Annotated in this window: 14 protein-coding genes; 7 read left to right on the forward strand and 7 right to left on the reverse strand. The window is 41.0% G+C overall.

Translation table 11 applies throughout. The annotated features are described in order from the left end of the window. Positions 1–74: 74 nt before the first annotated feature. From BLT41_RS02675 to BLT41_RS02685, 3 genes are all read right to left on the reverse strand, one after another. Positions 75–698, reverse strand: a complete 624-nt coding sequence (locus BLT41_RS02675; protein WP_342025610.1) for a DUF3431 domain-containing protein — start codon at positions 696–698, stop codon at positions 75–77. A 35-nt stretch (positions 699–733) separates the two neighbouring features. Beyond that, the gene (gene nhaA, locus BLT41_RS02680) at positions 734–2,110 is read right to left on the reverse strand and encodes a Na+/H+ antiporter NhaA (protein ID WP_092157994.1); all 1,377 of its coding nucleotides are present in this window, start codon (positions 2,108–2,110) and stop codon (positions 734–736) included. 198 nt (positions 2,111–2,308) lie between these two features. Next, positions 2,309–2,698, reverse strand: a complete 390-nt coding sequence (locus BLT41_RS02685) for a hypothetical protein (protein ID WP_092157996.1) — start codon at positions 2,696–2,698, stop codon at positions 2,309–2,311. A gap of 171 nt (positions 2,699–2,869) precedes the next feature. Between BLT41_RS02685 and BLT41_RS02690 the strand changes: the two genes are divergently transcribed. The 3 genes from BLT41_RS02690 (at position 2,870) to hisG (ending at position 4,724) form a co-directional block, all read left to right on the forward strand. Further along, positions 2,870–3,307 carry a Fur family transcriptional regulator gene (locus BLT41_RS02690; protein WP_092157998.1) on the forward strand — a complete coding sequence of 146 codons (438 nt, stop codon included), beginning with the start codon at positions 2,870–2,872 and terminating at the stop codon, positions 3,305–3,307. A 137-nt stretch (positions 3,308–3,444) separates the two neighbouring features. Further along, positions 3,445–3,849 carry a phosphoribosyl-AMP cyclohydrolase gene (hisI, locus tag BLT41_RS02695; RefSeq protein ID WP_425283307.1) on the forward strand — a complete coding sequence of 135 codons (405 nt, stop codon included), beginning with the start codon at positions 3,445–3,447 and terminating at the stop codon, positions 3,847–3,849. Next, positions 3,849–4,724: an ATP phosphoribosyltransferase gene (hisG, locus tag BLT41_RS02700; RefSeq protein ID WP_092158002.1), complete on the forward strand. Its 876-nt coding sequence runs from the start codon at positions 3,849–3,851 to the stop codon at positions 4,722–4,724. The genes hisI and hisG overlap by 1 nt, the downstream gene beginning before the upstream one ends. A gap of 192 nt (positions 4,725–4,916) precedes the next feature. On the opposite strand, the gene BLT41_RS17385 is transcribed toward hisG, so the two are convergent. Then, a complete protein-coding gene (locus BLT41_RS17385) occupies positions 4,917–5,054 on the reverse strand; it encodes a hypothetical protein (RefSeq protein WP_170830292.1) in 138 nt (45 codons plus the stop codon). A gap of 62 nt (positions 5,055–5,116) precedes the next feature. On the opposite strand from BLT41_RS17385, the gene BLT41_RS02705 reads away from it, so the two are divergent. The 4 genes from BLT41_RS02705 to BLT41_RS02720 all read left to right on the forward strand — a co-directional run bounded on the left by BLT41_RS02705 (position 5,117) and on the right by BLT41_RS02720 (position 10,953). Further along, positions 5,117–7,006 (forward strand): molybdopterin-dependent oxidoreductase, encoded by a 1,890-nt coding sequence (locus BLT41_RS02705; protein ID WP_092158004.1) that lies wholly within the window; start codon positions 5,117–5,119, stop codon positions 7,004–7,006. Positions 7,007–7,291: 285 nt separating this feature from the next. Further along, positions 7,292–8,242 carry a MerR family transcriptional regulator gene (locus BLT41_RS02710; protein ID WP_092158006.1) on the forward strand — a complete coding sequence of 317 codons (951 nt, stop codon included), beginning with the start codon at positions 7,292–7,294 and terminating at the stop codon, positions 8,240–8,242. Between the two features lie 175 nt (positions 8,243–8,417). Continuing rightward, positions 8,418–9,761, forward strand: a complete 1,344-nt coding sequence (locus tag BLT41_RS02715; protein WP_092158008.1) for a glutamine synthetase family protein — start codon at positions 8,418–8,420, stop codon at positions 9,759–9,761. A gap of 85 nt (positions 9,762–9,846) precedes the next feature. Continuing rightward, positions 9,847–10,953 (forward strand): hypothetical protein, encoded by a 1,107-nt coding sequence (locus BLT41_RS02720; RefSeq protein WP_092158010.1) that lies wholly within the window; start codon positions 9,847–9,849, stop codon positions 10,951–10,953. Between the two features lie 26 nt (positions 10,954–10,979). On the opposite strand, the gene BLT41_RS02725 is transcribed toward BLT41_RS02720, so the two are convergent. The 3 genes from BLT41_RS02725 to BLT41_RS02735 all read right to left on the reverse strand — a co-directional run bounded on the left by BLT41_RS02725 (position 10,980) and on the right by BLT41_RS02735 (position 15,421). Then, positions 10,980–12,353: a sigma-54-dependent transcriptional regulator gene (locus BLT41_RS02725; protein WP_092158012.1), complete on the reverse strand. Its 1,374-nt coding sequence runs from the start codon at positions 12,351–12,353 to the stop codon at positions 10,980–10,982. A 47-nt stretch (positions 12,354–12,400) separates the two neighbouring features. Further along, on the reverse strand, positions 12,401–13,834 hold the full coding sequence (locus BLT41_RS02730) for a sensor histidine kinase (protein ID WP_170830293.1): 1,434 nt from the start codon (positions 13,832–13,834) through the stop codon (positions 12,401–12,403). 243 nt (positions 13,835–14,077) lie between these two features. Beyond that, positions 14,078–15,421: a glucose-6-phosphate isomerase gene (locus BLT41_RS02735; protein WP_092158014.1), complete on the reverse strand. Its 1,344-nt coding sequence runs from the start codon at positions 15,419–15,421 to the stop codon at positions 14,078–14,080. Positions 15,422–15,437 lie beyond the last annotated feature (16 nt).

Consider the following 15,437-nt stretch of genomic DNA (forward strand, 5'->3'; position numbering starts at 1 on the left):
TTGCATTTTTGATCAACTCTGTTTGTGAATAATGAAAGAAGGAGGGTAAAATAAATGTGAAAGAAATATGAACATTACGGATTTATAGCTTTGCTGCCGTTAAAAATAACCTGCCATAAACGTTCAAAGGCGTGCCCGGTATTATTCGTATCACGGGGATCTGCTTCAATTATCGAAAGTGCATTTTTATAAAAGTCCAAGGGCCGGGTAAGAATTCGATCCCTTCGAACCATAAAAAGACCTGTAGCTGCGCTCGCAATAAATTGCTCAGGGGATGTACGGTTGAAAAGCTTTTCATACAAATCACCTACAGGAATATCTTTACCCCACCCTGACCATTTTCCTCTGCTTGCAGGATCAGACATTTGATGAGGTCTCCCTAAACGGTCACAACGAAGTCTAAACCAGGCAAATCCCTTAAAAGGAACATTTTTTGAAACTGATTCCTGAATAAGATTGACCAACGTAGTGCAATCAGCCCCCTCTTCCATATGAAAAAAGGGTGCCCCCTGCAAAAACACCGTAAATTCTGGAAGGTCAGAATAATTCCTTACAATATGAGTCAGATAAGTATGGGCCTCCCTGCCTATATTGGGCAAAGAAACCGCGCCTTCCACAACTGTTTCTCCTTTGTTATAAACAGTTGCGAAGCAATGAAGATCCTTAACCCATTCAAGATCTTCACTGTAACGAGCCACAACAGCCTGCACCTGCTTTTTGCTGAACTCGGAGATCATAACGGATTAGATTTGTTGCAGGTAAGTGAGAGTGAACAGCTGCGTAAAACAAGAAAACCAAGAAGCCCTGCAACCGCGGAAGCTGCCAGAATACTGAATTTTGCATCCACAATAAATTCAGCATGATTTCCCCATGCAAGAGTGGCAATAAAAATAGACATTGTGAAACCGATACCGGCAAGCAGCGCTGCTCCTAAAAAATGCCCCGTCTGCATGGTCACAGGTCTATCCGCAATACCGATTTTAATAGCTACCCAACTGGCCAGACAAATCCCGACAGTTTTACCAACAATAAGCCCGAAAAAGATACCGATGCTTACCGGGTGAAAAACATCAAGTCCACCGCCGCCGCTATCCGAAGAAAAACTTATTCCGGCATTTGCAAGAGCAAATATCGGCATAATAGCGAAGGCTACAAAATAATGAAGATTATGCTCAATCCTTTTCAAAGGGGGTGAAGCCATTAAAATATCATTGTGCATCTCCTCAAGCGAGGAAAGCATTTCCTTATTAGAAAGAGTAACCGGGCTCTTACCTCCTGCAAGTTCATATTCCATAAGACTTTTACGAATCGAAGAAACAAAGTTTCCACAGCAAAGAGTTGTGGAAGCTGGAATTGTCATTGCTGCCAAAACTCCGGCAACAGTCGCGTGAACTCCGCTTTTTAAAAATGCGAGCCACATAAAAATACCCAGAATTAAGTAAGGAAAAGGAGCTCTGACCCCCATCCGGTTGAGCACGATCATCATCAGGAAAAATAAAAGTCCGAGACCTATAATCCAAAGAGATACACCAGAGGAATAAAAAATAGCGATAACCAGAATGGCCCCGATATCATCAACGATAGCTATTGCTGTTAGAAAAATTTTCAGACTGACGGGCACGCGGTCACCCAGCAGAGAAAGTACCCCGAGACTGAACGCAATATCAGTCGCCATAGGAATGCCCCAACCGCCTATAGAGGACGTACCGTAATTGAAATAGACATAGACAAGAGCAGGAACAACCATTCCGCCCACAGCTGCACAAATCGGTAATGATGCCTGCCTCAAGGAATTAAGCTCTCCGACTAAGACTTCACGCTTGATTTCAAGCCCCACCAAAAAGAAAAACACAGCCATAAGACCGTCATTAATCCATAGAATTGCTGGCTTCGAAAGAATAAATTCCCCGGCTCCGACCGTAAGAGGAATATTTTTGAATTCTTCATAATAATGAGCCAAAGGTGAATTCGCCCATATCAAAGCAATGATAGTACAAAGTATAAGTACAACCCCACCGGATGATTCAATTTTTACAAATTGATTAAACGGCAGCAGCATTTTTTCAATAACAAGCAAATCTTCTTGAGTATGAATTTTCTGTTCACTCATAATCACTCCGTATTTTTTCAATAGCAATGAAACAAAACAATCTACGGGATACCAATAAAAAGCTCAGTTATTCAATCAAAAATCTAAGAAACCTCTTATTAATTTCGAACTCGCAGAAAAAAAAATAAACCGGCATGTATTTAAATACGTGCCGGTTTATTTTTTTAGAGTAAAAGAGAAGCGTAAGCCTTCATCAGTCTACTGATTGGAGTGAGCTTCCGTAACTTTGGCTACAAGGAAATCCTTCATTTCAGGGCTATCTGCATCGAAACAATGTCCGTCTTCACCGAGAAGTCCACCGGGAACAAGATCACCAAGTTCGTCAGGGTCGGTTATTGTATCACCGAAAAAGCAAACTGAAAGCCAGCGATCGGCCGGATCATCATCTATTACATCAACCATGACATAGAGAGGCCACTTGCTCTGAGTATTTTTAACTCCGCGAAGGGAGTAAGTTACACCCGGTCTGGTCTTAAAAACCAGATCAGTTGCATCAAGAGATTCAAGCAAAGTTTTTAATGTAATAAACGTTTCTTTAACACCGGCGGGGTCTTGAACCCATTCGGCTATAAATTTATCAAGTTCCATTTCTAAACTCCTTGTAAAATTCTTACCCATATATAACTTCAAATCGCCTTTAAGTTGCGACATTGATACTATTATGTCGAAATATGAGCAATGAGGATTTGACATTTACCTTTATTACATTGTAGAAAAATTTATCAATAACGGTAATAATCAGTCAATCGAGTACAGTTAATGAAATCAGCGAAAGACATTTTTTCAGAATATCTGTCCAAACAGAGACTTAAAATGACCCCTCAGAGACGAGCTCTTCTTGAAGCTTTTCTTAATGAAGAAGGACATATTTCGTCTGAAGAACTGTACAATCTTATCCGTAAAGAAGACTCTTCCATCGGACAGGCGACTGTTTACCGTACCCTTAAACTCCTAGCCGAATCCGGCATTGCCAAGGCTGTTGATTTCAATGATGGCGTGCTCCGTTATGAGCATAAATATGGTCATGATCATCACGACCATTTAGTTTGCGAACATTGCGGCAAGACCATTGAAGCCGTTGATCCTGAGATTGAACATCTTCAGGAAGAACTCGCAAAGAAGCACGGATTTGTGCTTACCCATCATGAAATGTACCTCTTCGGCGTTTGTAAGGAGTGTCAGGATAAAAGCGAATAAATCGCATTTACCTACAAGCACACTTAAAAGCGCCGCCTGAGACTCAGGCCGGCGCTTTTTTTTCGCTTATAGGGACTAATTCAGATTGGTGAGTATCCGAAGTAATCTTCCCTTAAAAAACTTTAAAATTCACGCGGCTGCAAACGCCTACCAAATCAGAGGATTGTATGATGAAGCCTGATTTTGAAAAAATGAACGGACTCGTACCTGCCATAGCACAGGATGCCGAAACAGGAGAAGTCCTGATGATGGCATACATGAACGAGGAAGCATGGAACAAAACCCTTGAAACCGGTGATGCTCATTATTGGAGCAGAAGTCGTAACACCCTCTGGCATAAGGGCGGAACATCAGGCCATGTTCAAAAAATAAAGTCCATCAGAATTGATTGTGATGACGATACGTTAGTCTTGCTGATTGATCAGATCGGTGGAGCTGCGTGCCACAAAGGTTATAGAAGTTGTTTTTTCCGCGAACTTAAGGACGGCGCCGTTACAGAATGCGCGCCCTATATTTTTGACCCCAAGGAGGTTTACAAATAATGTCCAATATGCTCAAAATCGGCCTTCCTAAAGGCTCCCTACAAGATGCTACAATCAAACTTTTTGAAAAATCCGGCTGGAAAATTAACCTGCACCACCGCAATTATTTCCCGGATGTCAACGATGATGAACTGACATGTGCCATGTGCCGTGCGCAGGAAATTTCTCAGTATGTTGAAAACGGAACACTTGATGTAGGACTTACCGGAAAAGACTGGATCCTCGAAAATGAATCTGATGTTGTTGAAGTCTCGAGCCTTGTTTACTCAAAAGTAAGCAATCGCGCAGCACGCTGGGTTCTGGCTGTTGCAGGAGATTCTCCTTACAAGACAGCACAAGACCTTGCCGGCAAAAGAATATCCACAGAACTTATGGGCTTCACCAAAAGGTACTTTGAATCAATCAACGTTCCCGTTGAAGTTTCATACTCCTGGGGCGCAACAGAAGCGAAGGTTGTAGAAGGACTTTGCGATGCTATCGTTGAAGTTACCGAAACAGGTACAACCATCAAAGCAAACGGACTTCGCATTATATCCGATCTGATGTCCACAAACACCATGCTGATTGCCAACAAAAAAGCATGGGAAAACCCTTGGAAACGTAAAAAGATTGAAAACATCAATTTACTTCTACAGGGCGCACTTAAAGCTCAGAAAATGGTCGGCCTTAAGATGAATATGCCTAAAGCTATTCTTCCCGAAGCAATGAAAGTTATGCCAAGCCTGAACTCCCCTACTGTTTCAGAACTTTCCGATGCAGCATGGGTTTCAGTTGAAATCATGATAGAAGAAGTTGCTGTACGCGAACTCATCCCTGAACTCATAACAATGGGCGCAGAAGGAATTATTGAGTATCCGCTTAATAAAGTAATCTAACATACTCTATTTAAAGGGGAAGATATTCTTCCCCTTTAATCAAACCATTCATTTAATCACTCCGGACACAACTTCAAGCAGATAAAACTCTGGCGGACCGTATTTAAATCGTGCAAACTGATTTAAACGCGTCAGATGAGAATTTTACTTAAATAATATTTCAATGGCTCCCTCTATCATATGTACAAGCTGCTAATATTCATATTCATCCTCTTTCTGATATTCGGGTACCGGAGAAAACAGAAACTTAAAGGCGGCATCAATATCAACACTATTTTGATGGCGGCGCTGGCTGTTCTTTTCATCATTTCCCTGCTTACACGCTTTCAAAACTGATCCCCCTGCGGACTCATATTTAAAGAAAAAAGCTATCCAATTTTAAGAGGTCATCAATGAAAATATCCGCATGTTCATTAGATTGCCCCGACAGTTGTTCATTCGTAGTTGAAACTAAAAACAATAAAATTACCCTGAAAGGCAATCCGGAACATCCCGTTACCAAGGGATTTATATGTGCAAAAGGGAAAAACCTTTTAAAACGCATCAATCATCCAGATAGAATTACTAATCCCCTATTAAAAAAAAACGGTTCCTTTGAATCAATCTCATGGGAAGAAGCTTTTAAACTCTGCGCTGACAAACTCAATTCATTAGATCCTCAAAAAATTCTGCATGTCCGTGGTTACGGCTATAGAGGCGTGCTTGCAGATGCCAGCAATGTTTTTTTTAGAACACTTGGCTCTCTTGAAACTTACGGCTCCCTTTGCGACGAAGCCGGATGTGAAGCAATCGTCAAAACCTTCGGCTCACTTGAACAAAACGATTTATCTGAACTCAGCAATGCCGATATAATAATCAACTGGGGCAAAGATCTTTCCCGAAGCTCTCTTCACACCGCTGCGTATATCAAAGATGCCAGAAAAAAAGGCAAACTTGTCATTTCCATTTCTCCGGGCGGCGACGGCAACGAAAAATTCAGTGACAAAATCATTACAATCCGCCCCGGCACAGACAGATTTCTGGCAGCGGCGTTAATCAAAATTTTACTTGAATCGAATGAAGTAAGCCCTAAAGCAATTGAAAAATGCAGCGGACTTGAACCTTTTAAAAAGCTCATTCAAGGCTATGATCTTAACCTACTATGCGAACTCTGCGGAGTTGAGTTAAAAACAGCTCGAGAACTTAGTAACGCATATATATCAGATAAAAAAGTATCGTCACTTATCGGTTGGGGTGTACAAAGATACACCTTCGGAGGTGAAAACATTTCCTATATCTGCTCACTATGCGCGCTAAGTGGACAAATGGGACAATCCGGGACAGGCTTTTATTATAACATTTCATCAGGCCGAAATTTTTCATCTTGGGCGGCTACTCCCGAAACAAAAAACGATAACAATGTTCTCCTACAAAAACTTGAAAGCGAACTATCGAAGAGAGAGAAAAAGGTAAAATTTATCTGGATAGACGGTGTAAATTTGGCAAACCAGACTCCGAATTGCGAATCCGCCGCCCGCACACTTGAAAACTGCGAGTTCGTTGTCACAGTTGACGCTTTCATGAATGACACCGCCATGCGTTCTGATTTAATCCTGCCCTGCGCCCTGACCATGGAACGTGATGAAATTATTGGCAGTGCGCTTCACAATTACATCAACTGGTCTGCAAAAGTTTTAACTCCGCGAGGCTCAGTAAAATCTGATTTTGAAATAATCAGAACACTGGCAACTATGATTTTGGAAAAAAACCTGATTCCGGAAGCTGAACTTTGTTTTAAAAAAGCACTTGAATCTTCAAGCACCCCTTTTACTTTTGAACAGCTAAAGAAAAAAGGATTTGCGAAATGTGACTGGCCTTCAGTTGCATACGAAAACCTTAATTTTAAATCCAATGATGAAAAGTTTACGCTTCCCATAAAGCTCAGTGTCGAAGAATCGAATGGGAAAGGCTTTAATTTATTATCCCTGCTCAGAAAAAATTACCTGCATTCACAAATTCCAGAAGAATATCAAACTGGAACACCTGAACTTTTCATATCTCCTGAATCTCCATACCTTAATGACTTAAAAGAAGGAGAGGAGGCCATGCTGACCACAAAACTTGGCAGCATGAAAATTAAAATATGTTTTGATGAAACAATACACCCGGACGCTGCAATCATCAGAAGAGGCGGCTGGCTGAAGCATGATCGCAGCTCTAACAAAATCATCGAGCCGCTGATCACAGATTTAGGATTCGGAACAGCTTACTACAGTCAAAAAGCGTGGCTTGAAAAGATATAGACAAACACCCTACCTATTGACCTGCCAGACGATTACAGTTATCGATAACCCATAGAGAATAAAAATTTCATTGCATCGCACTCTGAAGGCGACGATCTACCTCCCATAGATCTTTCCTAAATAGACAGAATGCGGTATTGGGCGGAACCGGAAAGGGTTTTTATTCGCGCCTCAGTTAAATGGGTACCCGACTCAAACAAACTAAACGCGAAATTCTGAATCCGGTCCGTCCAGCCCCATTAAGATTCGACTTAAGAAAATTCAAAAACAGGATAATCCTGACCGATGGGCACAGACACACTCACACACAAAGATCTCGCCGCGACCACAGGCGTATCTGTCACCACAATTAAAAGCTATCGTAAAAAATTCCCTGAATTCTTCCTGATTGCCGGACACGGTAAACCTCTGCGGTTCAAAAAAGGCGCAGACAAACTTTGTTTGCGGATAAAAGAGCTGTTTGAGAAAAGCCTATCGACAAAGCAGATACGCGGTAAACTTCTTATTGAATTTGAGTCAGTTAAAGAAAATCAACACTTATCGGTAACCACAGAATCAAAGAACAATTCCAGTCTGGAATTAGAAAAACTGACCCGTATAACAATGCAAATGATGAATGGCATGGCAGGGCTTGTAACAGCTCAGGCTAAAGCCGAACATCGGCTTGGTAAAATTGAAAAAGGGTTATTTAAGCTTATAGAAAAACATGATTCTAATAATTCAGATAATGAACACTTAATCTCAGAGATTAAAAATATCTTTTCCTCTGCTACTGGATTGCCCCAATCCGAGAGAGTTACCGCCAAAAAACTTATTACTATTAAGAAGGATCATGGCGACTCCAGTTCGTACACTCTGGAATCAGACTCCAGTCAGATTTATCCTGAAAATGACTTCCTTGAACTTCCAGTTGTAATCCACTCTGAAAACGGTGATTTTCTGGGTATGCCGGGAAAACCCGGTCAGCCTTTTACACTTACAGAGCTGGTTGAACTCGTAACAACCAAAAAAGCTCTTAATTCTAATAAAATATGGCGCAAAGAGGGGCGTGAATGGATTCTTTCTTTTAAATCCCCGACAGGTCCACTCCACGAACTTTTTTTCCAACGCACAAAAACACCTAAAGGAAACATCGTTTCCTTCTTTAACCGGCTGGATATCAATTCCGAATCTAAAGACCAAACCTTCCTTCTTTCGTTCTTCCGTGAAGTTCGTGACCTGATTGATGAAACATAACTTCCCCACTTAAAAATTCTACTAATATCATTTGCAAAAATACCGTTGACTCAGCTATAATCTAATGATTAGTAAAGCCTTCATATTTTTTTTAAATATATGACAATACGTTAAACATATTTGACGACGTCAACACATACTAAACATAACTTCTTCAATCAGGAGGAAAGCAACTATGGATGCGCCTATCTTTAATTGCAAAAATGCAGATGATGTTCTTAAAGCTGTACGAGACTACAATATCAGCTTTGTTCAGTTCTGGTTTGTAGACATTCTCGGAACACTGAAAAGCTTTCAGATCACTCCTAAAGAACTAGAATCAGCATTTGAGGAAGGAATGGGATTTGACGGCTCCTCCATTCTTGGGTTCACCAGAATCGAAGAATCAGACATGATCGCATTGCCTGACCCTAAAACTTTCCAAATATGTTCATGGAGACCATCCCAACGCCCTGTCGCCCGCATGTTCTGCGACATTCAAAACCCCGACGGAACTCCTTACGAAGGAGACAGCAGATGGGTACTCAAAAAAACCCTCAATAAAGCCGCTGACAAAGGATACACATTCTATGTCGGACCAGAGCTGGAATTTTTCTTATTCGCTAATGAAAAGGGTACCCAAATAATCGATAAGGGTGGTTATTTTGATGCCCCCCCTCTTGATCTTGGTAATGATATCCGCCGCGATATCATCTTTTCTCTCGAAGAGATGGGATATGATGTCGAATACAGTCATCATGAAGTAGCTCCGAGCCAGCATGAAATTGATCTTCGCTATTCTGAATGTATGAGAATGGCCGACACCGCCATGACTTACCGTGTAATCGTTAAAAAAGTCGCCCGCAAACACGGTATCTACGCGACCTTTATGCCGAAACCTATGTATGGCGTTAACGGTTCCGGTATGCACGTTCACCAATCTCTGTTTAAAAACGGAAGAAATGTATTTTTTGATCCCAATGATGAATACCATCTCAGCCCTGAAGGAAAAAGCTACATTGCAGGAATTTTAAAGCATTGTCCGGAATTCACCTGCGTGACGAATCAGTGGGTAAACTCCTACAAACGCCTTGTTCCGGGTTATGAAGCGCCAGTATACGTAGCATGGGCCAGAAAAAACCGCTCTACGCTTGTACGCGTTCCTATGTATAAACCGGGTAAAGAATGCGCGACCAGAATGGAACTGCGTTCTCCTGATCCGGCAGCAAATCCGTATCTCTGTTTTGCTGTTATGCTCGCTGCCGGCCTTAAAGGAATAGAAGAAGAGTACAAACTTCCGGACCCCATTGAAGAAAACGTCTTCGCAATGGATGCTCCAACTCTTGAAGAACACGGAATAACGGCTCTTCCCGGCAACTTGTATGAAGCTGCTGTGGCTATGAAAAAGAGTGAACTGGTCAAAGAATGTCTCGGCGAACACATTCATACCAATTTATACAAAAATAAAATTAAAGAATGGGATGCCTACAGGACTCAAATCACTGAGTACGAACTCAAAACATACCTGCCCGTTCTTTAAATCTCGCTATTACGAAGAACATATTAAATCCCTTCCGTGTCATGCGGGAGGGATTTTGAGTTTATAAACAATGGAGAAAGCTTTCATGATCAAAATGTCTGACCTCAACACCGATCAAAGGCTGGAATCTCTGACCTTGATGCCGGATTACTATCTTCAGGAAATATTCACACGCGATATCAGTAATGAAACAACTGCAAAAATTCTCGTTATTCTTTCAGAACAATCAAAAGAAATAATCCTTTCAAATTTGAATACTGTCCGCAGAGAAAAAGTTTCTTCCTTGCTTGAATCTTATTTTTCAGAACAATTATCACTAAGCGCCATTGAAATTGAACATGGATGCGAAGCTTTACTTGATCGTGTAGAAAATCTTGTAAAATCCGGATTTATCAGACCGGCACCGACTGTTGAGATAGATGATTCTTTTTTTGATCTGTCAGCAGAGATGAAACATTTCTCAGACTCACTTCCAAGATTTGATTTTAACCAAAATGATTTACATGATCTTATTTCGTGGTGGAATCTGGCTGCTGAAAACAGCAAAAATCTTTTCGGCAGGAAACCTGAAGTTCAAAACCTCATTTTAGAGCGACTGGACGACACATTCAGCTCATCAATTTTCAGATTATCAATTGATGACGCTAGTGACATGCTTGTTCTTAAAGAATCAAAAAAATTACGCGCTCAGATTCTCGAAGACTATAAGAAACGGGTGGACCTGATTGAAATTTTCTTTCTTTCGATTAACAGCAAACAAGACTCAAACGAACTTGCTTCAAAATTGGCCGCATTCTTTCCAGACAGTGCAGCGATGCTGAGCCGTTTATTAAAACACGGACCACTTCTGCTTTATCCAGCGGTAAAAGATCGCCTTCCGCCCGAAGATATTGCAATGAGTCTTTTCAAACTGAAGCTTATTGAAGATGAAAACGGGCAAGCGGAAATGGAAAAATACACCCAAAAGTTTGATGACCAATTTTTCAACAAAGGATTGTCACTGATTCTAGCAAAGATGGATGAAGAATATCTGCGAAAAATATTAGCCGAGCGCAAAAAAGCGTATACTTTGGAGCTTGAAATTAAAATGAAAATGATAACTGACGCTGTAATATGTATTAGAAACAACGTCAGCCCATATATATTGCTCGAGCTTATGAGCAGCTATACTGTCTACGATTTTCAGGAATAACGAATGTTTGTAAACCTTCAATCAAACTATTTCCCGCTGATACTATATTTTTTCAGCTTATACTGAAGCAGGCTTTTAGAAAGTCCCAACATTTCAGCGGCATCAACCTTCACAAAATTACTTTGCACCAAAGCTCTGCGAACAAGAGTTGCCTCAATTTTATCTAAAGCCTGAGCCAGATTGATTTTGGTAGGTAACAAATCGACAGCACTTTTAAACTGTGCTTCTTCGTCTTTAATTTCAGCGGGAAGATCATCCGTATTGATAACCGTTCCGGAAGTAAGAACAACGCAGCGCTCAATAACGTTTTGAAGCTGACGAACATTTCCCGGCCACTCATAAGCGGACATGTAATCCATCGCAGCAGGTGAAAATCCTTCAAACTTTTTATCATTCTCCGCTGAATACTTAGCTAAAAAATGATCAATCATAAAAGGAATATCTTCTCTGCGCTCACGAAGCGGAGGAAGTTCAATACTCACAACATTAAGTCTGTAATAAAGATCTTCGCGGAAAGTTCCATTCTCAACAGCTTCCTTTAAATTTTTATTAGTCGCAGCAACAATTCGGATATTTATTTTTATAGACTCAACTCCGCCTACCCGTTCAATTGTTTTTTCCTGCAATACTCTTAAAAGCTTAACCTGCATGTCATGAGAAAGTTCGCCTATCTCATCAAGAAACAGTGTTCCCTTGTCCGCCATTTCAAAACGTCCGCGCCTAAGAGCTACAGCACCGGTGAAAGACCCCTTTTCATGACCGAAAAGCTCACTTTCGAGCACCCCAGCACTAAGAGCCATGCAGTTTACTGAGATAAAAGGATTATCACAACGCGGAGAGGACTGATGTAGAGCCTGAGCTACCAATTCCTTACCGGTACCGGATTCTCCTGTAATAAGAACTGTCGAATTGCCCGGAGCAGCTTTTTGAATCATCTCAAAAACCTGAAGCATCGGCTTTGAACGACCAATTATATTATTCGGAGAGTAGCGATCTTTAATCTGTTCGCGAAGCATTCTGTTTTCACGCTGCGTTTTCGCGAACTGGGCGGCCTTTGTTACTGAGAGCATCAGCTCTTCATTGGCAAAAGGCTTGGTAATATAATCAAATGCCCCTATTTTCATAGCTTCAACTGCTGACTCAATTGAACCAAACGCAGTCATAATTATCACAGGAATATGAGAAAAATTCTTTTTAACATGCTCAAGTACATCGCGTCCGGTGAGCTTCGGCATCTTCATATCGGTTATAACCAGATCCACTTCTGATTCATCGAGAAAAGCCAGACCTGTTTCGGGGTCTGAAAGCGCAGTAATATTATATCCCTCATCGGAAAGCATAGCTTCAAGAATGAGGAGGTAATTTTGTTCATCGTCCAATATCAAAATGTTAGTAGCCATAAATTATTACTCTATCCAAAATTTTAAAATCAGCACCAATAAAAGTGCTAGCAATCATGTTTTGCAGATAAAAAGACTTCTATCCGCGCGCCGCCTTCAGGATTATTCCCTACAGTTAATCTTCCCTCATGGTTTTCCACAATATTACTTACAATGGCAAGCCCGAGGCCCGTTCCGCTGTCTTTAGTTGTAAAGAAAGGATCTTTAACTTTATCAACTATATCAGCGTTAAAACCCGGTCCTGTGTCTGAAAAAACAATTGATAAACCATCTGCAACTTCATTGATAGAAATACGTATACTGCCGTCCTTCTCTATGGCCTGCACAGCATTCCCGACAAGATTGTAAAAAGCACGATAAAGTAAATCCTCATCAGCACATATTTTATGACCATGCACATATTCAAGCTTAATCTCAATACCGCTTTCGTGACATTTCGGTTCTAGAAAAGTAGCTATTTTATCAAGTAAATCAGAGGTATCAATTAAAACAAACGTTAGTTTACGAGGTCTTGCGTAATCAAGAAAATCGCTAACAGTACGGCTGAGCCTTTTACACTCTTCATGAATAGCCGAAAGAATTCTCGTATTCATCGGATCGACATCTTTCATTCTTTTAAGAAGCAGTTCTGAACTGGAACTTATTATTCCTAAAGGATTACGAATTTCATGCGCAACGCCCGAAACCATACGCCCTATACTTGCAAGCTTTTCACTTTGATTCAGTTCCCTTTCAAAGGCCTGCCTGTCTTTCATCCGCTGTGCATTAATGATATCTGCACGCTTGATAATCATCATGATGGTAGCAAATAAAATCAACGCTGAACAACACGATGTAAAGAGTATCAGCCTCTCAAAATTTATAACTGACTGGTAATCCTCAGTAATATCTTGAGTAAGGACCAAGGCTCCCATAATGATATTTTCTTCAATATTCAAACTCTGTTCTGAACGCAGAGGATAAACTATCTTCAAAAGCATTGTTCCCGGACGCATATTAAAATCAAAAATCGCGCCTATCGCAGACTTTTTACTTATAAATTCATATTTCGGCTTACCGCTTTCAAGAACGGAGGTAATAACTTCACCGCCTAAATCTTCTTTCCCTATATTCTCTTTATTCAATGAATACGAAATAATAAGGCTGGGATCATAAATACGCACTTCACTGACTTTATAACTATGAACAGTAGAACGAATTACCTGATCCAGACGGTCCATCTGTTCTTCGTTTTTTAACCCGATTTTACCATAACCGATGATCGTCGGCAGAATAAAACGCCTATATATCTGATGATTAAGGTTTTCAGCCTGTAACAGTGCAAATTCCTTATGCTTTTCCAGAAGGGTTTCATCTGCATGCTTCGCAAGAAAAACAGAAAGGCCCAAGCTGCTTGCTACAATAACTACCAGCAAAGTCCATGATAGTAATTTAACCAGCTGAAAAGACTGCATCTGCGGATCTTTAGGTTTGGAATTCAAGTGTTGAAGCTCCTTATTAAAAGGCAATAATGCCGACTTTACCCTTTAAAAATCATAATTATGGCAAACTAATTTCATTATTCAGCTCAATCCTGTGAAATCATCTTTATAAGCCTTATGCAACAAAATCAAATCGGTCATCCATTAATATGAACGACCGATTTTAAAATATTCTACCAAATAGGGTTTCCAAAGGGGATTATCCCCTTTGGTCCAGCTGAAAGCGAAATCATTTATCAAATCTTAAAAAATCTGTTCTTCGCGTTTGGTGCTCAAAAAAGCTTCCAGATCGTTTTTTTCTTCCTGCAATCCATCTGCTCCTAAACGAGCTTTGGCAAGACGCTTTCCAAGTTCAACAGCCGGCTGATCAATCGGATTAATACCCATCATCCAGCCTGTGAAAATGGTTGCCGCCATAAGAACCCCCATCAATCGTCCGGCTGATTCTTCGGAAGCCTCAGCCATCTTAAATTCTACCAAAGGAACATCGTTGGCCGACAGGGCCATTTTTGTTCCGAGCCCTTCAGCGTGAATCAGATCTCCAAAACTTTTTCCTTTGATATATGAAAATTTATCCGGGATATCCTCAAGGAACTTTTCTCCGTGAGGAAGAGAATCACAAGTTAAAAACAAACACCCCTTGTTCCGCGGCCCGTCTAAAAACATCTGATTAACGGAATGCTGATCAGTTGCACCGACTGCCGGAATAGGCTGACTGCCTTTACCTTCCTTGCCTAAACTTTCAGCCCATAGCTGTGCAAACCATTGCCCGAAACAGGCCCACTGAGGGATATAAGAGAAAAATATCAGCTCATTGTAACCTTTTTCCATCAGCGTGGCATTCCAGCAGGCTATTTTATATGATGGGTGATTAAGAAGTGTCTCAGCATCAAGAGTGGAAGATGCAAGCGAAGACAATACAGCGGAAGCTCCTTCCACCAGCGAGCGATAATCAATTCCCATAAACATAGCCGGAAGTAAGCCTACAGCAGAAAGGACAGAATACCTTCCGCCAAGATTGTCAGGAACTTCTAAAGTACGAATAGAAAGCTCATCAGCCTGTTCACGAAGAAAACCGCTTTTCTTGTCTGTTACAAACAAAAAATTACGATTCCATTTCTCACCCAGCTTCTTCTGCATCTTTTTACGGATTAGAAAATATTGACTGATAGTTTCAATTGTTCCACCAGATTTGGAAACAACTGCAACGAGAGTTTTTTCAAGAGGGAGTTTTTCAAGATAAGATTCAAGGGTCTTGGCGCAGACGTTATCACCTATCCAAAACCAGGGGCCTTTGTGACAGGGCTCATCCTGCTCTGAGAAAAAAGCTTTCTGCAATGCTCTTGCTCCGAGGACGGAACCGCCGATTCCGAGCAGCAGCATGTGATCAAAGCCTTTAACATAGTCCTCAAGACCTTCAAGATCGTATAAAAGTTCCGCCATGTATGGCATGGAACAGAATGGTAATTTACCTTCGGCAACTTCTTTGCTGAATCTGGCGGAAATTGCATCCGCAGAAGCATACTTTGATTTTATATCAAGCTTATCCTGCCAACTGTCAGTCCAGTCAATAATGTTCGTTGCCATACTCAATCTCCGCGAT

This window comes from Maridesulfovibrio ferrireducens (genome assembly GCF_900101105.1).
In the GTDB taxonomy this organism is placed as follows: domain Bacteria; phylum Desulfobacterota; class Desulfovibrionia; order Desulfovibrionales; family Desulfovibrionaceae; genus Maridesulfovibrio; species Maridesulfovibrio ferrireducens.